The sequence below is a fragment of the Stenotrophomonas sp. GD03958 genome (assembly GCF_029839005.1).
Lineage (GTDB): Bacteria > Pseudomonadota > Gammaproteobacteria > Xanthomonadales > Xanthomonadaceae > Stenotrophomonas > Stenotrophomonas hibiscicola.
Map to the genome: position 1 here is coordinate 1 of NZ_JAOBZT010000006.1, position 21,680 is coordinate 21,680.

Consider the following 21,680-nt stretch of genomic DNA (forward strand, 5'->3'; position numbering starts at 1 on the left):
GGCGGAAGAACGCACGCGTCGCCGCAGTCGCATTGGCCGCCGTCACTGCAACGTCCTCGCCACGGTCACGCGCCAGTTCTTCCACGATGTGCGAGAGGAACATCGGTTCGTTGCGGCGGTCCTTCGGCATCGGCTTCAGCGTGCGTGGCAACAGGTAGGGCGCATCGGTCTCGATCATCAGGCGGTTGGCCGGGATGTTCTTCACCAGTTCGCGCAGGTGCGCGCCACGGCGCTCGTCGCACAGCCAGCCGGTGATGCCGATGTACCAGTCCTGGTCCAGGTAATCGAACAGCTCATCGCGTTCGCCGGTGAAGCAATGCACCACCGCCGGGCCGATGCGGCCTTCGAAGTTCTTCATCTGTGCCATGAAATCGGCGTGTGCATCGCGCTGGTGCAGGAACAGGGGCTTGCCGTTGTCTGCCGCCAGCTGCAGCTGGCGCTCGAAGGCACGGTGCTGGGCCGGGCGCGGCGAGAAGTCACGGAAGTAGTCCAGCCCGCACTCGCCCACCGCCACCACTTCGGGGTGGGCATGCAGCGCGCGCATCTCGGCATCACATTCCTCGGTGTACTCCACCGCATGATGCGGGTGCACGCCGGCGGTCGCATACAGGAAGCCCGGGTGCTGCTGCGCCAGCTGCACGGCCAGCGGCGAGTGCTCGCGGCTGGCACCGGTGATGACCATCTGCACCACGCCGGCCTGCCGTGCGCGGTCCAGCACGGCATCGCGGTCGCGGTCGAAGGAGTCGTGGGTCAGGTTGGCGCCGATATCGATCAGGTGCATGGTCATCGCGGGGGAAAAGTGCCCGCGCATTGTACCTGCGGCCTCCATGGCCCCTTATCCTTTGCCCATGAATGCCCCGCTCTTCCCGATTTCCCCGCTGCTGCCGCAGATCCAGCAGCACCTGGCCGTGCAGCCACGGCTGGTGCTGGAAGCCCCGCCCGGCGCCGGCAAGACCACCCAGGTACCACTGGCCCTGCTCGAAGCGCCATGGCTGCAAGGCCGGAAAATCATCCTGCTGGAGCCGCGCCGGGTCGCCGCACGCAGCGCCGCGCTGTTCATGGCACGGCAGCTGGGCGAAGAGGTCGGCGGCACGGTCGGCTACCGCATCCGCTTCGAGAACAAGGTCTCGGCACGCACCCGCATTGAAGTCGTCACCGAAGGCATCCTGACCCGCATGCTGCAGGACGACCCGATGCTGGAAGAGGTCGGTGCGATCCTGTTCGACGAATTCCACGAGCGCCATCTCAGCGGTGACCTCGGCCTGGCGCTGGCGCTGGACGTGCAGGCGCAGCTGCGCGATGACCTGCGTCTGGTAGTGATGTCGGCCACGCTGGATGGCGAGCGCCTGGCACGCTTCCTCGATGCGCCGCGGCTGAGCAGCGAGGGCCGCAGCTACCCGGTGGCGATCAGCCATTTCCCGGCGCGCCGCGATGAGACGCTGGAACTGCAGGTGCGCCGCGCGGTGCAGCAGGCCCTGGCCGAGCATCCGGGTGACCTGCTGGTGTTCCTGCCCGGCCAGCGCGAAATCGCACGCGTGCAAGCGGGCCTGCAGGAATCGCTGGATGCCGGCGTGGAGGTGCTGGCCCTGCACGGTGAACTGCCGGTGGAACAGCAGGCGCGCGTACTGCAGGCGGCCAGCGATGGGCGCCGCCGCGTGGTGCTGGCCACCAACGTCGCCGAGTCGTCGGTGACGCTGCCCGGCGTGCGCGTGGTGATCGACAGCGGCCAGGCGCGCGAGCCGCGCTACGACCCCAACAGCGGCTTCACCCGGCTGGACGTGGTGGCCATCGCACAGGCCTCGGCGGACCAGCGCGCCGGCCGTGCCGGCCGCGTGGCCGAAGGCGTGGCCTGGCGGTTGTGGCCGCAGTCGCAGCGGCTGGAGCCGCAACGCCGCGCCGAGATCGACCAGGTGGAACTGGCCGGACTGGCGCTGGAACTGGCCGCCTGGGGCAGCAGTGACCTGCGCTTCCTCGATCCGCCACCTGCCGGCCCGATGGGCGCGGCGCGCGAACTGCTGCAGCGGCTGGGCGCGCTGTCCAGCAGTGGCGCGATCACCGCGCTCGGACGCAGCGTGCTGGCGCTGGGTACGCATCCAAGGATGGCCGCCATGCTGCTGGCAGCGCGCGATGCACGTGCGCAGGCCCTGGCCGCCGATCTGGCCGCCCTGCTGGAAGCGCGCGACCCGCTGCGCCAGGGCGGTGATGCCTTGGCCGCGCGCTGGCGTGCACTGGCGGCGTTCCGCAATGGCCGTGCACCGGGCGACGCCAACCGCAGCGGGCTGGCCGCGATCGATGCCGCCGCCAGGCAATGGCGGCGGCGCCTGCGCTGTGATGCCGCGCCGCCGGCCAGCATCGAGGCGCACGAACTGGGCGATCTACTTGCACACGCCTTTCCCGACCGGATCGGTTTCCAGCATCCCGGCGATCCGCTGCGCTACCTCCTGGCCAATGGCCGCAGCGCGCGCCTGCACGAGCTGAGCGACCTGCGCGGCGAGCCGTGGCTGGTGGCCAGCGAACTGCGCTTCGAAGCGCGCGATGCGTTGTTGCTGCGTGCCGCACCGGTAGATGAAAGTGCTCTGCGCCATGCGTGGCCGGAGCGCTTCGTCACCGAAGACGTGGTCCGCTGGGACAGCGAACGCCGCGCCCTGGTTGCGCTGCGCGAGACCCGTTTCGACCGCATAGTGCTGGACAGCCGCTCGGCCGGCCGGGTCGATCCGCAGCACGCCGCGCAGGCGCTGACCGATGCGGTGGCCGAGCTCGGCCTGCAGGCGCTGCCGTGGACCGAAGGCCTGCGCCAGTGGCAGGCACGGGTGGAATCGCTGCGGCGCTGGATGCCCGAGCTCGGCCTGCCCGACTGCAGCGAGGATGTCCTGCTGGCCACGCGCGCACAATGGCTGCAGCCCGCGTTCGCCGGCAAGACGCGACTGGATGCGCTGGACGAATCCAGCTTCGGCGAAGCGCTGAAATCGCCACTGGAGTGGTCACAACGGCAGCTGGTCGAGCGTCATGCGCCGACCCGCATCACCGTGCCGTCCGGACTGGAGCGGCCGATCACCTATGCGCTGGACAGCGAGAGCGGCGATCCGCTGCCGCCGGTGCTGGCGGTGAAGCTACAGGAACTGTTCGGTCTGGCCGATACGCCGCGCATCGCCGATGGCCGCGTGCCGCTGACCCTGCACCTGCTCTCCCCCGGCGGCCGCCCGCTGCAGGTCACCCAGGACCTGCGCAACTTCTGGGAAAGCACCTACGCCGAGGTGAGAAAGGAAATGAAGGGCCGTTACCCGCGTCATCCGTGGCCGGATGACCCGTGGACGGCCACGGCCACGCACCGGGCCAAGCCGCGCGGAACCTGATTGGTAGTGCCGGCCGCTGGCCGGCAGCCCCTTGGCACCAGGCGGAGAGCATTGCCGGCCAGCGGCCGGCACTACCGGGTGCGGAGCCTGCCTGATCCTGAATGGCTGCGGTAAAGTCACACCGCGTGCCACCCCGACTGACATCCCGTTTACGGGCAACACGCGACACTGGACTTCGACCCGAGGCAAAGGACCCCCGCATGAGCAAGCTGACCGTAATCACCGACCGCGCTCTGGAGCGCGCCCTGGACCTGGCCCACAGCGCCGGCGACGGCCTGAAGAGTGCCGGTGGCAGCCTGCGCCACCTTGGGCCGCAGGCCAGTGACTGGATCAAGACCGGCGCGGCGCTGGGCGCCGTCAAGACCGGTGGCAAGGTGGCCACCAAGTTCGCCCGGCGCAACCCGGCGGTGACCATTGCCGCCGCTGCGGTGGGTGTCGGCCTGCTCGGCTATGCGCTGTACCGCAAGCAGCAGAAGAAGAAGGCCGCCAACGGCCACGTGGTGAATGGCCAGGCGCAGCGCATCAATGCGCGTGACCGCCGCAACGACACCGTGGTGGACGAGCACAGCGATATCGGCAGCGACGCCTGAGTCTGCCGGGGTCGGCTTCCTTCCGCAGGAACTGAGCCCATCAGCCCGCTATGAGGGCCGGATACCGTAGGGTATCCGGCCCTTCCTGTTTCAGCCGATCTGCCGCCACTGCCCCGGCTGCAGGTCGTCCAGGCGGTAGGGTCCCATCGACACGCGGACCAGCCGCAGCGTCGGCAGGTTCACCGCCGCGGTCATCCGCCGCACCTGGCGGTTGCGGCCCTCGCGGATCGTGATCGCCAGCCAACTGTCGGGCACGGTCTTGCGGAAGCGCACCGGCGGATCGCGTGTCCACAGCGACGGCGCCGGATCGAGGCGCTCGATCTTCGCCGGCAAGGTCGGTCCGTCATTCAGCTCCACCCCATCGCGCAGCCGTTGCAGCTGCTCATCGCTGGGCGTGCCTTCGACCTGCACCCAGTAGGTCTTGTCGGCCTTGTGCCTGGGGTCGGTCAGCTTGTGCGCCAGCGTACCGTTATCCGTCAGCAGCAGCAGGCCTTCGCTGTCATGGTCCAGGCGACCGGCGGCATACACGCGCGGCGGCAGGCCGAACCCGGCCAGCGTCGGCCGCGGCGGTACGCTGCGGTCGGTGAACTGGCAGAGCACGTTGAAGGGCTTGTTGAAGGCGATCAGCATTGCGGGCACGGCAGGCGGCGGGTGCAGCATTGTCCCATGCCGCGCAACCTCGGCCGAGCGCGGCCCCGGTGCTGCCGGGCATCACGCCGGCCGAGGCTGCGGCGCGATCAACCGAAGACCTTCCACTCCAGCAGGAAAGAGCCCAGCACCAGTGCGATGCCGCACGCCGCGATGACATTGGCCCGGCGCCGCAGGCGAACCGGCGGCGGATTCATGGCACGCGCACGCTCCTCCAGCAGCGCACCGGCAAACAGCACGGCAAACCCCACCGTCGCCACCAGGTCGTAGGCATGGCCACCGTAGAACACGAAGTCAATCAGCCGCGCCAACACCAGCACTGCAACAGCGATATAGAACACCTTCTTCAACTGTCCACTCCATTGGCAGCAGGGCCGGGCCACGCCCGGCGGATACACGTTACGTCCATTGTGACGCCGCAGCGCTCACCGGGCGCAGCCCGGCGCCACCCGCTACGGCTTGATGAAGCGCAGGGTCATCCGGTCGCTTTCGCCAATCGCCTGGTACTTCGCATCATCGGCCTTGTCGTGCTGATTGGTCGGCGGCAGCGTCCACACGCCGTTCGGGTGGTCCTTGGTGTCACGCGGGTTGGCGTTGACCTCGCTGCGCGCGTCCAGTTTGAAGCCGGCGGCTTCGGCCATTGCGATCACCTGCTGCTGGCCGACATAGCCGGTGTCATCGTCATCGGCCACATCGGCCTTGGCGCGATGCTCGACCACGCCCAGCACGCCGCCCGGCTTGAGCACGTTGAAGAAGCCCTGGAACATGCCCTGCGCCTGGCCGGCCTTGCGCCAGTTGTGCACGTTGCGGAAGGTCAGCACCACATCGGCTGAATTGGCCGGGCCGAACACCGGCTTGGCCGGATCGTAGGCGACCACGGCAGTCTTGCCGAACTGTGCCGGCGCACCGGCGTACTTCTTCTCCAGGCTGTCGCGGCTGCGCTGCTGGTAGTCACGGCCGCGGCCTTCGGGCACCGCCATCGGATCGACCACCGCAGCAACGTAGTGGCCCTTGTCGTGCAACAGCGGCGCCAGGATCTCCGAGTACCAGCCGTTGCCGGGGGTGATCTCGATGACGGTCTTTTCCGGTGCCACCTTGAAGAACGACAGCGTCTGCGCCGGATGACGGAAGCCATCGCGCTTGACGTTGTTGGCATCACGGGTCGACGCCTTCACCGCCGCATCGATGGCCGGTGAGACCTGGATCTTCGCCGGCGCCACCGTGGACGGTGCGGCGAACGCGGGAACGGCGGCAAGCAGGGCCGAAGCAAGCAGCAGGCGGCAACCACGCAGGGACGAAGCAGGCATCATCGGAGCGACTCCAGCGGAAGATGCGGCGAGACTAGCAGCCGCGGCGTCCCAGGTGTTCACAAAACGTTAGCGGCGTGCGCGGCGCGGAACACTGTTTTGTGGTCACCGCCGCAGCACGGTCACACTACGCGTTTTATTCTGGAGCACTTCCCCCAAGGAGTCCGTGCCCATGACGGCAACCCGCGAACTGGGCCGTTCCGGCCTGCATGTACGTCCGCTCGCCTTCGGTGGCAACGTGTTCGGCTGGAGCGCCGATGAAAAGGCCAGCTTCGCCCTGCTCGATGCCTTCGTCGACGCCGGCTTCAACCTGGTCGACACCGCCGATGTGTACTCGGCCTGGGTGCCGGGCAACGCCGGCGGCGAATCGGAAACGCTGATCGGCAAGTGGTTCGCGCGCAGCGGCAAGCGCGACAAGGTGGTGCTGGCGACCAAGGTGGCCAAATGGGCCGAACGCCCCGGTCTGACCCCGGACAACATCAATGCGGCCGTCGAGGATTCGCTGCGCCGCCTGCAGACCGACGTGATCGATCTGTACCAGGCCCACGAGGATGACGAGTCGACGCCGCTGGAAGCGACCCTGGCCGCGTTCGGCCGGCTGATCGAAGCCGGCAAGGTGCGCGCCATCGGTGCGTCCAACTACAGCGCCACGCGCCTGGCCGATGCCCTGAAGGTGTCCACCGACTACAAGCTGCCGCGTTACGAAACCCTGCAGCCGGAGTACAACCTGTATGACCGCGCCGGCTACGAAAAGGAACTGGAACCGCTGGTGCAGCGCGAACAGATCGGCGTGATCGGCTACTACGCGCTGGCCAGCGGCTTCCTCAGCGGCAAGTACCGCACGCCGGCCGATGCGGCCAAGAGCCCGGCGCGTGGCGAGAACGTGGTGAAGCGCTATCTGAATCCGCGTGGCCTGCGCATCCTGCAGGCACTGGATGACGTGGCCAGCAAGCACAACGCCAGTGCCGCGCAGATCGCACTGGCATGGCAGATCGCACGGCCGTCGATCACCGCGCCGATCGTCAGCGCCACCAGCGTCGAACAGCTGCACGATCTGCTGGCAGCGGCCAACCTGTCGCTGAGCGTGCAGGACATCGCGCAACTTGACGCCGCCAGCGCGGAAGCCTGAGACCCGGTGGTGCCGGCCGCTGGCCGGCATGACACAGTCAGGTAGTGCCGGTCGCTGGCCGGCATCGCGCGGTAAAGAAGAAAATAATTGAACAAAATGGTTGCGCGCGAGTAAATCGTGGTTTATCGTGCGCACCTCGTTTCAACAACCACTGGAAACTTCCCTTGAACGCGCATTCCGTCGCCACCGCCAAACTGCTGCCATGCCTGCGCATGGACGTGCTGGCGCGCGCGTTCGGCAAGGAAGACCAGCTTACAACGGCCTGATATCCGCCCTGCGGAGATCGGCCACCCCGATCTCCGAGGCTTGACGACGCCCTCGGAACGCAAGTCCCGGGGGCGTTTTCGTTTGCGTCGGCGCAAGGACCCGCGATGCCAGAACTGCACCCCGCGCGGCAACCCGCCGCTCACTGACACAGGTTTCTCCCGCCCCGCCGAAGGATTTACTTCGCGCGATCGGCTGCGCCTGGACATTATCTGCATCGCATCAAAACATTATCGTTCGTCGATAATGTCGGTGGCCTGCACCCTCGATTCTCCAACGGTCCCGTTTCCACCACGGGCTGGTGCGCGCGGCGTTGCCGTGGCGTATGCCGGAGGTCGCGGACATGCCATCGCCTGGATCGCCTGCTGGAGGCAGGCGCCGGTTCGCCGGTACGCGGTTCGATTCCGCGCGGTCCCCAACTGGATAGCTCAGTAGGGTAGAGCAACGGATCCCGATTCCGTCTGTCGTGGGTTCGACTCCCACTCCAAACCACATGACCTGTCACGTCATGACTTGAAGCAACACCCGGGGCGCAAGCCCCAGCGGCCATCGTCGCCGTCCACCGCCATCGCCTTCGGGCGGGGCGTGGACGGCAACGGACCGCACGCCGGGCCCCGGCCCGCCGCCACTGCCAGCCACGTTCCGCACCGGTGCTGCCTGCCGGGAACGACGATGGCAGCTCTGCCGGCGCACCGAAGGCTCCGCGCGCGGACCGTCCGCCGATGGCCGCCCTCTTCCGCTGCCTGCACGTAATGTGCAGGCAGCCTCGCCACGACCGGATCGACCCGGGTCATGGCGATTCATCCGCAACGGGTCGAACCACCAGAGCCATACAAGGAGAGACTCCCATGTTCTGGACCATCAAGGTCGTGATCGGCGACGGCGAGCGCGGCCTGGTGTATCGCAACCGTCGTTTCCAGCAGATCCTGCTGCCGGGCGTGCACCGCCCCTCGCCGTTCGGCGGCCGGCCGCACGTGGACATCCACACTGCATCGAAGGGCGCGGCCTACACTGGCAGCGACCAGGACAGCCTGATCGAAGCGCTGGGCGCACAGCTGGACACGCACTTCGTGCTGGCCAATGTCGGCGCCAGCGAGGTCGGCTTGTTGCTGCGCAATGGCCGCATCGATGAAGTGCTGCCGCCGGGCAGCCGTCGCCTGTACTGGCGCGGTTCGGTCGACACCCAGGTGCGCGTGATGGCGCTGGGTGACGAGCCGCGCATTCCGGTGGACGTGCAGCAGCGCCTGGGCCAGCTGGGCGTGCTGCCGCGTGTGGCGGTGATCAGCACCGTGCCGAGCGAGTCGGTGGGCCTGCTGTTCATCGATGGCACGCTGCGGCAGACGCTGGACGCCGGCCTGCACGCGTTCTGGAACTTCAACGGCAACGTGTCGGTGGAGCGTGTGGAACTGCGTGCACGTTCGCTGGACGTGTCCGGCCAGGAACTGCTCAGCCGCGACAAAGTCACCCTGCGGGTGAACCTGGCCGCGACCGTGCAGGTGGTCGACCCGGTGCGTGCACACCGCACGCTCAGCAATGCCGATGAGTTCGTCTACCGGCAGCTGCAGTTCGGCCTGCGCCAGGCAATTGCCGCGCGCAGCCTGGACGAGCTGCTGGGCGACAAGGCGGCGCTGGACGGCGAGATCGCCTCACATGTGCAGGCGGCAATCGAGGGCCACGGCGTGCGGTTGCTCGGCGTCGGCATCAAGGACGTGATCCTGCCGGGCGAGATGAAGGAGATCCTCAACGGCGTGGTGCTGGCCGAGAAGCAGGCCCAGGCCAGCGTGATCCGTCGCCGCGAGGAGGCCAACGCCACGCGATCACAGCTCAACACCGCAAAGCTGATCGAGGACAACCCGGTGCTGATGCGCTTGAAGGAGCTGGAGGCACTGGAGAAGGTCACCGAGAAGATCGACACGCTCACCGTGTTCGGCGGCCTGGATGGCGTGCTGAAGCAGCTGGTGACGATCAGGTAGGGGGTAGCGGCGGCGCAGGGACGCGCCCCCGGCCCATCAAGGACATACACGAAGACATGGACACTCAACACAACTATCAATGGCTGCACGTCGAGGGCACCACGCCGATCAAGGGCTGGGTAAACGGTGTGCCGCTGGAAGCGCAGGCGCATGAGCAGCTGCGCAACATCGCCGCGATCCCGTTCGTCGGACCGTGGGTGGCCGTGATGCCGGACGTGCACCTGGGCAAGGGCGCGACCGTCGGCTCGGTGATCCCGACCCACGGTGCGATCATTCCGGCCGCGGTCGGCGTTGACATCGGCTGCGGCATGGCGGCGGTGCGCACCACGCTGCGCGCCAACGACCTGCCCGACGACCTGCGGCAGCTGCGCAACAGCATCGAGCGCAGCATTCCGGTCGGCAACGGGCGCGGCGGCGAGCATCACCGCATGCCCGACAGCATCCACACGCGGCTGGTGCAGTCCGGGCTGGCCACCGGCCTGGAGAAGATCAAGGACAGGCACCGCAGGATCCGCACCGATAAGCTGGACCGCCAGCTGGGTACGCTGGGTGGCGGCAACCACTTCATCGAACTGTGCCTGGACGAGACGGACACGGTGTGGGTGATGCTGCACAGCGGATCGCGCGGCACCGGCAACCTGATCGGCACCTACTTCATCGAGAAGGCGCGCGAGGAACTGGCCCGGCGCGTGCTCGGCTTCCACATGCCGGACAAGGACCTGGCGTTCTTCATGGAAGGCGAGCCGCTGTTCGATGACTACGTCGAAGCCGTGTCGTGGGCGCAGGACTACGCCCGGCAGAACCGCGAGGCGATGATGTCGCGCGTGCTGGCCGAGATGCGCCACCGGCTGCCGAAGTTCCAGCTGGCGGCAATGGCGGTGAACTGCCACCACAACTACGTGCAGAAGGAAACGCACCACGGGCAGGAGCTGCTGGTGACCCGGAAGGGGGCCGTCAGCGCCCGCGAGGGTGAGCTGGGCATCATTCCCGGCAGCATGGGCACGCGCAGCTACATCGTGCGTGGCAAGGGCAACGCGGACAGCTTCCACAGCTGCAGCCACGGTGCCGGCCGGGTGATGAGCCGTGGCGCCGCGCGCCAGCAGATCACGCTGGCCCAGCATCGCGAGGCCACCGCGCACGTGGAATGCCGCAAGGACAGCGGCGTGCTGGACGAGTCACCGGCCGCGTACAAGTCGATCGACGATGTGATGGCCGCGCAGCTGGACCTGGTCGACGTGGTGCACACCCTGCGCCAGGTGTTGTGCGTGAAGGGGTAACGGAGCGGTGCCGGCCAAGGCCGGCACCCACCGCACCCGATTGCAGTAGATCCACGCCATGCGTGGATGGAACAGCGCCGACCAAGGTCGGCCTCTACCTGTGCAACGTTCAGCCCGCGATGCTGTCTTCGGCCACCAGCGCGTGGTGCACGCCGATGCCCGCGCGCACGCCTTCGGCCATGGCCAGGGTGATGTTGCCGACCGTCGTCGCATCGCCTGCGGCATACACGTTCGGCACCGAGGTCTGCTTCATCGCATCGACCTCGATCAGCACGCCCAGCGGGCTCTCGACCAACGTGCAGCCCAGCTGCTGCACCAATGGCGTGGCCATCGCCTGGGTGGCCGGCACGAACAACGCACGCTGGGCGATTCGGCGGCCGTCGGCCAGCTCCACTTCCAGCCAGGTCGGCTGGTCGCCCTGCACGCCCAGCAAGGGTGACGTCTCGATCTGCACGCCGCGCTGCTGCATGGCGGCGCGTTCCTCATCCGTGATGTCCAGTCCCATGCTGAAGAACGTGACATTGCCCCAGTCGGCGAACAGCGGCGCCTTGCTGGCGGACATCGGATGACCGCCAAGCAGGCCAATGGCACCACCACCCACTTCATAGCCATGACAGTACGGGCAGTGCAGCACGGTGCTGCCCCAGCGCTCGGCGAGGCCCGGCAACGCCGGCAACTGGTCGGCGATGCCGCTGGCGAGCAGCAGCTTGCGCGCGGCCAGCACCTGGCCATCGGCGGTACGCACTTCCACGCCTTCGGCGCGGGCGGTGGCCTGCACGGCTTCGGCATGCACCCAACGCACCGTGGGGTAGTCCAGCAGCTGCTGGCGCGCCGTCTTCAGCAGCTCGGCGCCACTGATGCCATCCAGCCCGAGCACCCCGTGCGAATGACTGGCGAAACGGTTGCGCGGCGAACCGGCGTCGATGACGGTGACCGGGCGACGGGCACGGGCCAGGATCAGGCCGGCTGCAATGCCGGCATAGCTGCCGCCGACGATGAGCACATCAGGATTCATGGTGACCTTCCAGGGAACGGTGATGGGCGAGATGGCGGGCGAAGTCGGCGCCAAGCTGGTCCAGCGTGGTCGCCTGCAGCCGCGCTTCGAGCAGGCGCTGCGCTTCGCGCGCCCCTTCGAGCAAGGCGCTGTTGACCAGCTGCTGGATCGGGCAGCCACCGCCGGAGTCGCGTGCGCCGACCTGGACCAGCGGCGGTGCGCCCGCCGCCAGGTAGATGTCATGCAGGGTGATCGCCGCGGCGTCGCGTGCCAGCAGGCTGCCGCCGCCGTGGCCGCGGGTGCTGCGCACCAAGCCGGCCTTGTGCAGCTGCGCCAGCAGGCGACGGATCACCACCGGATGGGTCGGCAGGCAGGATGCCAGCTGCTCGGACGTGCGCGGGGCAGCATGGCCGACCAGGTGCGCCATCACATGCAGGGCGTCGGACAGTGGATTCGCTGATTTCATGTAACAACGATAGTTACATTTAAATTCTCTGTCGAGGGTATTCTTTCGTTCCATATGGACACATTTGTCCTATGAAACATCCCCTTCACATCACTAAACGAAACGGTAATGTGATGAACGTCGCACTTCAGACGCGTGGGGACAGGTCGATACCGCATTGCCCCTTCCCGAGAGTCCCTTCCATGAAAGCGTCTGTCCGTGCTCCGCGCCTGCAGTCCAAGCTGCTCGGCGCGGTTTCCGTTGGTCTGGCCGTGGTCCTGCTCTGCGCATTGGCGGGCCTGGCCTCCGCCTGGTTGAAGCTGTCCACCGAGGTTCCACCCGAAGTCGCGCACAGCCGCGACGCCGAACGCCTGCAGCGCGAGTTCCGCGGCCAGGTGCAGGAATGGAAGAACGTGCTGTTGCGCGGCCACGACGACGCGCTGCGCCAGCGCCATCTGGACGCCTTTGACAGCGAGGGCCGCCTGGTCGAGCAGCTGGCCAGGGGCCTCGTAGCCAGCCCGGACATACGCACGCGCGAACTGGCACAGTCCTTCATGGGCCTGCACACGCAGCTGCAGAAGGACTACCACGCCGCCCTGCAGGCGTTTGCGGAAGCCGGCTACGATCCCGCCGCCGGCGACAATCTGGTGCGTGGCAAGGACCGCCCGGTGGCGACCGCACTGGATGCGCTGAGCACGCATGCCACGCAGGTGGCCGAAGCAACCGTAGCGGCGCGGTCGCAGCAGGCGCGGCAGACCCTGCTGATGTGCGCGGCGCTGACCGTGCTGGCCGCCGTGTTGCTGCTGATGGGCCTGGCCTGGTGGCTGCGGCGCGCGGTGGTGCAGCCGGTGCTGGCGGTGGAAGCCGCTGCGCGTGCCGTGGCCGCTGGTGATCTGCAGCACGTGGTGCAGGTGCGCAGCCGCGACGAGATCGGTCGCCTCGCGCAGGCGATGCAGGCGGTGCAGTCCACGCTGCGCGGCGTACTGGACGCACAGGCGACGATGGCGCAGGCGCATGACGCCGGCACCATCAGCCATCGCATGGATGCCAGTGCGTTCCCGGGCGCGTTCGGCACCATGGTGGCCGACTGCAACACGCTGGTTGACGCGCACATCCAGGTGAAGATGCGCGCGATCTCGATCATGGGCCGCTATGCCGTCGGTGACCTCAGCCAGGACATGGAACGCCTGCCCGGCGAAAAGGCCGTGATCACCAACGCATTGGATACGGCCAAGGCCAATCTCGGCATGATCAACGGCGAGATCCGCCGCCTGGCCGAAGCCGCCGCCGCCGGTGACTTCAGCCAGCGCGGCGACAGCGCACGCTTCGAGCATGATTTCCACGCAATGGTCGACGGCTTGAACCGATTGATGCAGACCACTGAACTGAACCTAGGCGAGGTCTCCAGCATGCTGCGCGCGATTGCCGATGGCCGCCTCGGCGCGCGCATGCACGGTGATTTCCAGGGCGTGTTCGCGCGTATCGCCGGCGACGCCAACACCACCGCTACGCAGCTGGCAACCATCGTCACCGACATCAAGCACGCCTCCGGCAACATCCACACGGCGGCGGCGGAGATCGCCGCCGGCAACAACGATCTGTCGCGCCGTACCGAACAGCAGGCCGCCAACCTGGAAGAGACGGCGGCATCGATGGAGGAACTGACCTCCACCGTGCGCCAGAACGCCGAGCATGCGCGCCAGGCCAACCAGCTGGCGATCGGCGCGCACACCGTTGCCTCTCACGGCGGCAGCGTGGTCGGCCAGGTGGTGACGACGATGGGCGCGATCGAAACCTCGTCGCGGCAGATCGCCGAGATCATCAGTGTGATCGACGGCATCGCCTTCCAGACCAACATCCTGGCGCTGAACGCCGCGGTGGAAGCGGCACGCGCCGGCGAGCAGGGCCGCGGCTTCGCGGTGGTTGCCAGCGAAGTGCGCACCCTGGCACAGCGTTCGGCGGCAGCCGCGAAGGAGATCAAGGCGTTGATCGAAGCGTCGGTGGAACAGGTCGGCCACGGTGCACGGCGCGTGCGCGAGGCCGGTGACACCATGGCCGAGATCGTGGCGTCGGTGCAGCGCGTCACTCACATCATGGCCGAGATCTCCGCCGCCTCGCAGGAGCAGAGCGCGGGCATCGAACAGGTCAGCCAGACCGTGATCCAGATGGACGGCACCACCCAGCAGAATGCCGCGTTGGTGGAGGAAGCCAGCGCCGCCGCACGCAGCCTGGAACAGCAGGCGAACCGGTTGATCGACGCGGTGGATGTGTTCGACCTGTCGACCACCGCCGCAGCGAAGGACGCGCTGATGCGCGCGGCCTGATTGATCCGGTTGCCGGCCGGCGGCCGGCACTACCAGGCAGGTGGGGGATCGCCGAAGCCGGCGGTGGGCGAGGGGGCCTGAATCAGGGACAATAGCGTCCCCGCCGCCCCACGCCTGCTCCCAATGACCGATTCCGCCCCCCAGCATCCTGCCCGCATCCTTGATGGCCGCCGTATCGCCGAGGACCTGCTCGACAGCCTGAAGGTGCGCGTCGACGCCCGCGTGGCCGCCGGCGGCAGCCGCCCGGGCCTGGCCGTGGTGCTGGTCGGTGGCGACCCGGCCTCGACGGTGTACGTGCGCAACAAGCGCCGCGCCGCCGAGAAGGTCGGCATCGAAGCACATGATTACGACCTGCCGGCCGGTACCACCGAGGCCGAGCTGCTCGACCTGATCGACCAGCTCAACGCCGATCCGAAGATCAACGGCATCCTGATCCAGCTGCCGCTGCCGGGCATCCCCGACGCGCGCCGGCTGATCCAGCGCATCGATCCGCGCAAGGACGTGGACGGCTTCCACCCGGAAAACGTCGGCCACCTGGCCCTGCGTGAGTTCGGCCTGCGCCCGTGCACCCCGCGCGGCATCACCACGCTGCTGGGCCACACCGACCAGCCGGTACGCGGCCGCAATGCCACCATCGTGGGCGTGAGCAACCACGTCGGCCGCCCGATGGGCCTGGAGCTGCTGATCGCCGGCTGCACCGTGACCAGCTGCCACAAGTTCACCCCCAAGGACGTACTGGAACAGGCCGTGCGCAACGCCGACATCCTGGTGGTCGCGGTGGGCCGCCCGGGCATCGTGCCGGGCGAGTGGGTGAAGCCGGGCGCGGTGGTGATCGACGTCGGCATCAACCGGTTGGACGACGGCCGGCTGGTGGGCGACGTTGGGTTTGAGGCGGCCGCCCAGCGGGCGAGCTGGATCACCCCGGTGCCGGGTGGCGTGGGCCCGATGACCGTGGCCACGTTGATGCAGAACACGCTGGAAGCGGCGGAAGCGCTGAGCTGACCTGCGATTGGGGAGATCTACTGTTGGTGGGTGCCGACCGTTGGTCGGCACAATGCCGGGCAGGCCGATGACCCGCTCCTGGTAGGTGCCAACCTTGGTTGGCACACATCCATCAGGGCCATCGGCCCATCTGGGGTGCCGGGGCCGGACGGATCGTGCCAACCAAGGTTGGCACCCACCCAAGGCAAATGCCGGGTGGCTTGGATGCCCTGCATGATCCGCTCCTGGTAGGTGCCAACCTTGGTTGGCACACATCCATCGGAGCCATCGGCCCATCTGGGGTGCCGGTGCCGGACGGATCGTGCCAACCAAGGTTGGCACCTACCAAAGGCGGTTCCAGGCCGGCCCGAGTGATCCTCTTAAGGTGGGTGCCGACCGTTGGTCGGCGCAATGCTGGGGCACAGGTGTCTGAAGGGGAGTGCGGACCAACGGTCCGCACCCACCAAAGGCAGGCCGATGACTCGCTCCTGGTAGGTGCCAACCAAGGTCGGCACCCACCCAAGCCGCCCTGAACCAATCACCGCCGGCGCGACACTGCGTCGCATCTACCCCCTGCCACGCGGCACGAAAACAGGGTAAAATGTCGCGCTTCCCCACATCTCGGGTATGCCGATGCTGCGCATCCAGGCTGAAGCACTCACTTACGACGACGTCTCGCTCGTCCCCGCCCACTCGACCATCCTGCCCAAGGACGTCAACCTCGAAACGCGGTTGACCCGAGACCTGAAGCTGAAGCTTCCGATCCTGTCCGCCGCGATGGATACCGTCACCGAAGCCCGCCTGGCCATCGCCATGGCCCAGCTGGGTGGCATGGGCATCATCCACAAGAATCTCAGCCTGGAACAGCAGGCCGCGGAAGTGGCCAAGGTCAAGAAGTTCGAGGCCGGTGTCATCCGCGACCCGATCACCGTCGGCCCGGAAACCACCATCCGCGACGTGCTGGCCCTGACCCAGGCGCACAACATCTCCGGCGTGCCGGTGGTGGGCAGCGACGGCCAGCTGGCCGGCATCGTGACCCACCGCGACATGCGCTTCGAGACCGAGCTGGATGATCCGGTCCGCCACATCATGACCAAGAAGGATCGCCTGATCACGGTCAAGGAAGGCGCCGCGTCTGATGAAGTGCTGCAGCTGCTGCACCGCAACCGCATCGAAAAGGTGCTGGTGGTCAATGATTCGTTCGAACTGCGTGGCCTGATCACCGTCAAGGACATCCAGAAGAACACCGACTTCCCGAACGCTGCCAAGGATCTGTCGACCCGCCTGCTGGTCGGCGCTGCCGTCGGCGTGGGTGGCGATACCGATCGCCGCGTGGAAGCGCTCGTCGCCGCCGGCGTGGACGTGATCGTGGTCGATACCGCGCACGGTCACTCGCAGGGTGTGCTGGACCGCGTCAGCTGGGTCAAGAAGAACTTCCCGAACGTGCAGGTCATCGGTGGCAACATCTGCACCGGCGAAGCCGCACTGGCGCTGCTGGACAGCGGCGCGGACGCCGTGAAGGTCGGCATCGGCCCGGGCTCGATCTGCACCACCCGCGTCGTTGCCGGCGTCGGCGTGCCGCAGGTGACCGCCATCGACCTGGTGGCCGAAGCCCTGCAGGATCGCATCCCGCTGATCGCCGACGGTGGCATCCGCTACTCGGGCGACATCGGCAAGGCGCTGGCCGCCGGTGCCTCGACCATCATGGTCGGTGGCCTGCTGGCCGGTACCGAGGAATCGCCGGGCGAGACCGAGCTGTACCAGGGCCGTTCGTACAAGAGCTACCGCGGCATGGGTTCGCTGGCTGCCATGGAGAAGGGGTCGAAGGACCGCTACTTCCAGGACGCCGCCACCGCCGACAAGCTGGTGCCCGAAGGCATCGAAGGCCGCGTGCCGTACCGCGGCCCGGTGGGCGGCATCATCCACCAGCTGATGGGCGGCCTGCGCGCCACCATGGGCTACGTGGGGTGCGCCACCATCGACGAGATGCGCAGCAAGCCCAAGTTCGTGAAGATCAGCGGCGCCGGCCAGCGTGAGAGCCACGTCCACGACGTGACGATCACCAAAGAGCCGCCGAACTACCGCGCCTGATGCGCTTGCGAACTGCTCTTGCGATTACGGGCAGCCTGCTGATGGCAGGCTGTTCGTTGTCCGAACCGCCGCCGCGCTCCGGGTCTCCGGGCGCGGCGGTTTCGCAATTGCAGGACGTACAGGCGTGCCAGAACGCGTTTTCGCTGCCGAAGGGCTGGCAGGTGCAGCCCGCAGGCGAACAGCGCTGGCTGCTGAAAGGTACCGGCGAGCGCCCGCTGCAGGTCATCCTGCGGTGCGTTACCGATCTGGGTGACAGGCTTGAAGATCCTGTGGTCACCGCCGAGCTGGGGCCGCTGGAGCCGAAACGGATGAGCGTACAGTCCGCGTTCTGGGGCAACGCCGTGGATTCCGGCTACCCGATGCACGCCTTTCAACGGCGCATCGTGCCCGGCACCGAAGTGCAGGAAATCGGCGAACTGCCGCGCGCCGACCGGGCCAACCCCAACGCACCGCACAGCCTGCTGATGCTGCGCTGGGACGAGGAAGATCCCTCACATATTCAACAACGCGAGGCGTTCATCGCCACGCTGACGCAGAGCCTTGAAGCGCCGGGCGCTGCGAAAAACACCACTGGAACGGCACCATGACCAACATCCATAACGACAAGATCCTCATCCTCGATTTCGGCGCGCAGTACACGCAGCTGATCGCCCGCCGCATCCGCGAGCTGGGCGTCTACTGCGAAATCTGGGCGTGGGACCACAACCCGGCCGAGATTGCCGCGTTTGGCGCCAAGGGCATCATCCTGTCCGGTGGCCCGGAATCGACCACGCTGCCGGGCGCCCCGGCCGCGCCGCAGGAAGTGTTCGACAGCGGCCTGCCGATCTTCGGCATCTGCTACGGCATGCAGACCCTGGCCGCGCAGCTGGGCGGCGCGACCGAAGCAGCGGATCAGCGCGAATTCGGCCACGCCGAAGTGAACGTGATCAACCCCGATGCACTGTTCAAGGGCCTGAGCGACCACGGCGGCGAGCCGAAGCTGAATGTCTGGATGAGCCACGGCGACCACGTCTCCGTTGCACCGCCGGGCTTCACCATCACCGCCACCACCGACCGCATTCCGGTGGCCGCCATGGCCAACGAAGAAAAGCGCTGGTACGGCGTGCAGTTCCACCCGGAAGTGACCCACACCCTGCAGGGCCAGGCGCTGCTGCGCCGCTTCGTGGTGGACGTGTGCGGCTGCCAGACCCTGTGGACCGCCGCCAACATCATCGACGACCAGATCGCCCGCGTACGCGAACAGGTGGGCGATGACGAAGTGATCCTGGGCTTGTCCGGCGGCGTCGATTCGTCCGTGGTGGCCGCGCTGCTGCACAAGGCCATCGGCGAGAAACTGACCTGCGTGTTCGTGGATACCGGCCTGCTGCGCTGGCAGGAAGGCGACCAGGTGATGGCGATGTTCGCCGAGCACATGGGCGTAAAGGTTGTGCGCGTGAATGCCGCCGACCGTTACTTCGCAGCACTGGAAGGCGTGAGCGACCCGGAAGCCAAGCGCAAGATCATCGGCAACCTGTTCGTCGAGATCTTCGACGAAGAGTCCAGCAAGCTGAAGAACGCCAAGTGGCTGGCGCAGGGCACCATCTACCCGGACGTGATCGAGTCGGCTGGCAGCAAGACCGGCAAGGCGCATGTGATCAAGAGCCACCACAACGTGGGCGGCCTGCCGGAGCACATGAAGCTGGGCCTGGTGGAGCCGCTGCGCGAGCTGTTCAAGGACGAAGTGCGCCGCCTGGGCGTCGAGCTGGGCCTGCCGCGCACCATGGTCTACCGCCATCCGTTCCCGGGCCCGGGCCTGGGCGTGCGCATTCTGGGTGAAGTGAAGCGCGAATACGCCGAGCTGCTGGCCAAGGCCGATGCCATCTTCATTGATGAGCTGCGCAAGGCGGACCTGTACGACAAGACCAGCCAGGCATTCGCCGTGTTCCTGCCGGTGAAGTCGGTGGGCGTGGTGGGTGATGCGCGGGCTTATGAGTGGGTGATTGCGCTGCGGGCTGTCGAGACCATCGACTTCATGACCGCGCATTGGGCCCATCTGCCGTATGAGTTCCTGGGTACGGTGAGCAACCGGATCATCAATGAGTTGCGGGGGGTGTCGCGGGTTGTCTATGACATCTCGGGGAAGCCGCCGGCGACTATTGAGTGGGAATGAGTTGAACGAACGAGGGCGCCGAGAGGCGCCCTTGTTGTATGGACTACATGCTAATTTCTACGTATGAAAGTCCGCACCCCGTTGCTGCCTAGAGCGATTCGGTGAACGTCACTCAGTGCTACACCACGTCAACTGTGGTCAGCTAGGCAGGATATCCTATGTTGGAATCAAGCGCTAAGTGTCTCAATCAGGAAGGTTCGGCCAGGTCTTCATCAATGGTTTTTGATTTCTATCCAACGCCAGCTACGATTGCGAGAAGAGTGGCAGCAGCCTCGAGTATTTCCTTGCCGAAGCTGGTTGCGGATTTCTCGGCCGGAGACGGCAGTCTCTTGCGCGCAGCAAGTGATAGGTGGCCATCTGCAGTAATTATTGCAACTGACATACAGAGCAAGCTTGTACGTCAGATTAAAGCTGCGAACCCTACTTGGATAGCTGGAACATGTGATTTTTTGCTGGAGCGATCGGTAAGGTCCTGTAAGTCGTTGGCTGGACGCGAAGGGGCGGTTGATCTGGTTCTCCTGAATCCGCCCTTTTCCATGAGAGGGCAGGCTGTCGCCGGGAACAGTAGACCTGTGCCAAGCATTGCGTTGCGGTTTCTACTTCGCGCTACTGCATACGCGTCACCGCACGCCGAGATCTGTGCCATTCTCCCTATCTCTTCCTTGTATGGGGAGAAAGATCGTAGTGCAAGACTACGCCTTGAGCGTGATTGGTCCATCCATCTAGTAGAAAAGCTTCCGCGAGGCTCGTTTCCGGGTTGCTTTGCCGAGGCGGCTATCGTGCGGCTTTCACGAAAGTTGTTAGAGGGTGAAGAAAGAAGGGCAGAGGCGCCGACACTCTTTAGTCACGCTACCATCACTCGCGGGCGTGTTCATGTCCACACTGCAAAGCCTAAGCGTGGAGGGCCCCGGGTCGAATTCATACACAGCACGAATCTTACAAATTCCAGAGTGGGCAGGTCCGGCCTGCATGTTGATCCAGTTCAGGTCATCACAGGCCCCGCGATACTAATCCACCGCGTCGGGAGGCCATCGAAGTCGAAGGTATGCATGTTGGAGGCGGGGCGACGGGTTCAGCTTTCTGATTGTGTAATTGCCATCCAAGCCCAAGATCGCGAAGAGATCGAATCGATCTTTGAGGCTCTCATGGAGCATTACGCGGCTCTGAAATCCGCATACATCGGCACGGGCGCACCATTTATTACAGTGTCTAGATTAAATAATCTGCTTTCGACATTGCTTAAATAGGATAACTAATAGTGGAATGGATTCTGGAAGAGCCGGAACTGTCGTTGCGCAAGGCGGAATTCTTCAGCCTCATAAATCTGTGGCCCAATACCGCAGACTTGGATGTGAGTGGATGGCTTTCTAACTTTAATGAAGATGAGCGAATTCTAGCTGGGCATCTTCTTAGTGGTTTCGTGTACTTGAATAGATCCGTTGTTACCGCCCTATTTATATCTGCATTTCATCAGCTAAGTACTAGTCCATACTTAACCGGGCCGACGGACTCTAGACGAGAGAATTGGGAGTGGTTCAGGCAGAATGTAGTGGTAACTCATGTGGAGGGTGAGACTCCGAGTACTACTGATAGCGGACATATATTCGCTCGGCTGGCAAGAACGGCGCTAGGAATACCGGAAGCTAACATAGTTGCGCCGGAGCGCGCTCTGCGTATTCTCTCGTCCGGATCTGGCCGACCGATTGTCTTTGTCGACGATTTTCTGGGAAGTGGAAACCAGTTCTCGGCTACTTGGGAGAGGTTCTATTCAATCTCTTCCGCTCATGAGTCAAACTTTAAGAGGGAGGTTTCCCATCATTCCACTTCCATTTACTTTATACCGTTGATTGCTACAAAGTCGGGGGTCGACTGCGTCGCGGAGGTCGCGCCGCAAGTATCGATTTGTGCTGCCCATGTGCTTGATGGGCGAGATAGCGCCCTTACTCCAGATTCTCAGGTCTGGCCTGAAGACCTTAGGGAGCAGGGTGTTGAGATGATCCACGCCGCAAGTTCTCGCGCAGGCATTCAAGGAGATGATTGGCAGGGTTTTGGGAAATTGGGACTTTGCTTGTCTTTTGAGCACTCCACGCCAGATGCAACTTTGCCGATCTTCTATCATGAAGAAAACTGGCACCCGCTTATTAAGAGGACGTGA

At 65.8% G+C, this 21,680-nt stretch carries 17 protein-coding genes and 1 tRNA gene; 12 read left to right on the top strand and 6 right to left on the bottom strand.

Annotated elements, in window-relative coordinates; all coding sequences use genetic code 11:
* A partial coding sequence (locus tag N5C25_RS03120; RefSeq protein ID WP_279936450.1) for a TatD family hydrolase occupies window positions 1-781 on the bottom strand: 781 nt, incomplete at its 3' end.
* A gap of 67 nt (window positions 782-848) precedes the next feature.
* On the opposite strand from N5C25_RS03120, the gene hrpB reads away from it, so the two are divergent.
* Both hrpB and N5C25_RS03130 read left to right on the top strand, forming a co-directional pair.
* Window positions 849-3,353: an ATP-dependent helicase HrpB gene (hrpB, locus tag N5C25_RS03125; RefSeq protein WP_251103429.1), complete on the top strand. Its 2,505-nt coding sequence runs from the start codon at window positions 849-851 to the stop codon at window positions 3,351-3,353.
* 200 nt (window positions 3,354-3,553) lie between these two features.
* Window positions 3,554-3,943 carry a hypothetical protein gene (locus tag N5C25_RS03130; RefSeq protein ID WP_019661686.1) on the top strand — a complete coding sequence of 130 codons (390 nt, stop codon included), beginning with the start codon at window positions 3,554-3,556 and terminating at the stop codon, window positions 3,941-3,943.
* 90 nt (window positions 3,944-4,033) lie between these two features.
* Here the strand turns inward: N5C25_RS03130 and N5C25_RS03135 are convergent, their stop codons facing one another.
* From N5C25_RS03135 to N5C25_RS03145, 3 genes are all read right to left on the bottom strand, one after another.
* Window positions 4,034-4,573, bottom strand: a complete 540-nt coding sequence (locus N5C25_RS03135; RefSeq protein WP_026347220.1) for a pseudouridine synthase — start codon at window positions 4,571-4,573, stop codon at window positions 4,034-4,036.
* A gap of 107 nt (window positions 4,574-4,680) precedes the next feature.
* On the bottom strand, window positions 4,681-4,932 hold the full coding sequence (locus N5C25_RS03140) for a hypothetical protein (RefSeq protein ID WP_224329425.1): 252 nt from the start codon (window positions 4,930-4,932) through the stop codon (window positions 4,681-4,683).
* Between the two features lie 111 nt (window positions 4,933-5,043).
* Window positions 5,044-5,901: a class I SAM-dependent methyltransferase gene (locus N5C25_RS03145; protein ID WP_019661688.1), complete on the bottom strand. Its 858-nt coding sequence runs from the start codon at window positions 5,899-5,901 to the stop codon at window positions 5,044-5,046.
* Between the two features lie 169 nt (window positions 5,902-6,070).
* Between N5C25_RS03145 and N5C25_RS03150 the strand changes: the two genes are divergently transcribed.
* The 4 genes from N5C25_RS03150 to N5C25_RS03165 all read left to right on the top strand — a co-directional run bounded on the left by N5C25_RS03150 (window position 6,071) and on the right by N5C25_RS03165 (window position 10,541).
* Entirely contained in the window at window positions 6,071-7,027 is a 957-nt protein-coding gene (locus N5C25_RS03150) for an aldo/keto reductase (protein WP_279936393.1), read from the top strand.
* 683 nt (window positions 7,028-7,710) lie between these two features.
* A tRNA-Arg gene (locus N5C25_RS03155) sits at window positions 7,711-7,783 on the top strand.
* A gap of 356 nt (window positions 7,784-8,139) precedes the next feature.
* Window positions 8,140-9,264, top strand: coding sequence for a slipin family protein (locus tag N5C25_RS03160; protein ID WP_279936394.1), 1,125 nt, complete (start codon window positions 8,140-8,142; stop codon window positions 9,262-9,264).
* Window positions 9,265-9,320: 56 nt separating this feature from the next.
* Window positions 9,321-10,541 carry an RtcB family protein gene (locus N5C25_RS03165; RefSeq protein ID WP_279936395.1) on the top strand — a complete coding sequence of 407 codons (1,221 nt, stop codon included), beginning with the start codon at window positions 9,321-9,323 and terminating at the stop codon, window positions 10,539-10,541.
* 109 nt (window positions 10,542-10,650) lie between these two features.
* Here the strand turns inward: N5C25_RS03165 and N5C25_RS03170 are convergent, their stop codons facing one another.
* Window positions 10,651-11,556, bottom strand: a complete 906-nt coding sequence (locus tag N5C25_RS03170; RefSeq protein WP_251102413.1) for an NAD(P)/FAD-dependent oxidoreductase — start codon at window positions 11,554-11,556, stop codon at window positions 10,651-10,653.
* The gene (locus N5C25_RS03175) at window positions 11,546-12,001 is read right to left on the bottom strand and encodes an Rrf2 family transcriptional regulator (protein ID WP_279936396.1); all 456 of its coding nucleotides are present in this window, start codon (window positions 11,999-12,001) and stop codon (window positions 11,546-11,548) included. The genes N5C25_RS03170 and N5C25_RS03175 overlap by 11 nt, the downstream gene beginning before the upstream one ends.
* A 182-nt stretch (window positions 12,002-12,183) precedes the next feature.
* Between N5C25_RS03175 and N5C25_RS03180 the strand changes: the two genes are divergently transcribed.
* The 6 genes from N5C25_RS03180 (at window position 12,184) to N5C25_RS03205 (ending at window position 21,680) form a co-directional block, all read left to right on the top strand.
* Window positions 12,184-14,304: a methyl-accepting chemotaxis protein gene (locus N5C25_RS03180; protein WP_279936397.1), complete on the top strand. Its 2,121-nt coding sequence runs from the start codon at window positions 12,184-12,186 to the stop codon at window positions 14,302-14,304.
* 123 nt (window positions 14,305-14,427) lie between these two features.
* On the top strand, window positions 14,428-15,306 hold the full coding sequence (gene folD, locus N5C25_RS03185; RefSeq protein ID WP_049402332.1) for a bifunctional methylenetetrahydrofolate dehydrogenase/methenyltetrahydrofolate cyclohydrolase FolD: 879 nt from the start codon (window positions 14,428-14,430) through the stop codon (window positions 15,304-15,306).
* A gap of 612 nt (window positions 15,307-15,918) precedes the next feature.
* Entirely contained in the window at window positions 15,919-17,376 is a 1,458-nt protein-coding gene (guaB, locus tag N5C25_RS03190) for an IMP dehydrogenase (RefSeq protein ID WP_032958143.1), read from the top strand.
* Window positions 17,377-17,483: 107 nt separating this feature from the next.
* Window positions 17,484-17,963: a hypothetical protein gene (locus N5C25_RS03195; RefSeq protein ID WP_345781909.1), complete on the top strand. Its 480-nt coding sequence runs from the start codon at window positions 17,484-17,486 to the stop codon at window positions 17,961-17,963.
* Window positions 17,960-19,525: a glutamine-hydrolyzing GMP synthase gene (guaA, locus tag N5C25_RS03200; RefSeq protein ID WP_019661318.1), complete on the top strand. Its 1,566-nt coding sequence runs from the start codon at window positions 17,960-17,962 to the stop codon at window positions 19,523-19,525. Before N5C25_RS03195 ends, guaA begins: the two co-directional genes overlap by 4 nt.
* Window positions 19,526-20,783: 1,258 nt before the next feature.
* A complete protein-coding gene (locus N5C25_RS03205; protein ID WP_279936399.1) occupies window positions 20,784-21,680 on the top strand; it encodes a hypothetical protein in 897 nt (298 codons plus the stop codon).

Bases quoted from the DNA above. Each gene is read 5' to 3' on its own strand.
- N5C25_RS03130 (WP_019661686.1), top strand. From the start codon at position 3,554: ATGAGCAAGCTGACCGTAATCACCGACCGCGCTCTGGAGCGCGCCCTG.
- hrpB (WP_251103429.1), top strand. From the start codon at position 849: ATGAATGCCCCGCTCTTCCCGATTTCCCCGCTGCTGCCGCAGATCCAG.
- N5C25_RS03165 (WP_279936395.1), top strand. From the start codon at position 9,321: ATGGACACTCAACACAACTATCAATGGCTGCACGTCGAGGGCACCACG.
- guaA (WP_019661318.1), top strand. From the start codon at position 17,960: ATGACCAACATCCATAACGACAAGATCCTCATCCTCGATTTCGGCGCG.
- N5C25_RS03160 (WP_279936394.1), top strand. From the start codon at position 8,140: ATGTTCTGGACCATCAAGGTCGTGATCGGCGACGGCGAGCGCGGCCTG.
- N5C25_RS03145 (WP_019661688.1), bottom strand. From the start codon at position 5,901: ATGATGCCTGCTTCGTCCCTGCGTGGTTGCCGCCTGCTGCTTGCTTCG.
- N5C25_RS03170 (WP_251102413.1), bottom strand. From the start codon at position 11,556: ATGAATCCTGATGTGCTCATCGTCGGCGGCAGCTATGCCGGCATTGCA.
- guaB (WP_032958143.1), top strand. From the start codon at position 15,919: ATGCTGCGCATCCAGGCTGAAGCACTCACTTACGACGACGTCTCGCTC.
- folD (WP_049402332.1), top strand. From the start codon at position 14,428: ATGACCGATTCCGCCCCCCAGCATCCTGCCCGCATCCTTGATGGCCGC.
- N5C25_RS03175 (WP_279936396.1), bottom strand. From the start codon at position 12,001: ATGAAATCAGCGAATCCACTGTCCGACGCCCTGCATGTGATGGCGCAC.
- N5C25_RS03180 (WP_279936397.1), top strand. From the start codon at position 12,184: ATGAAAGCGTCTGTCCGTGCTCCGCGCCTGCAGTCCAAGCTGCTCGGC.
- N5C25_RS03135 (WP_026347220.1), bottom strand. From the start codon at position 4,573: ATGCTGATCGCCTTCAACAAGCCCTTCAACGTGCTCTGCCAGTTCACC.
- N5C25_RS03150 (WP_279936393.1), top strand. From the start codon at position 6,071: ATGACGGCAACCCGCGAACTGGGCCGTTCCGGCCTGCATGTACGTCCG.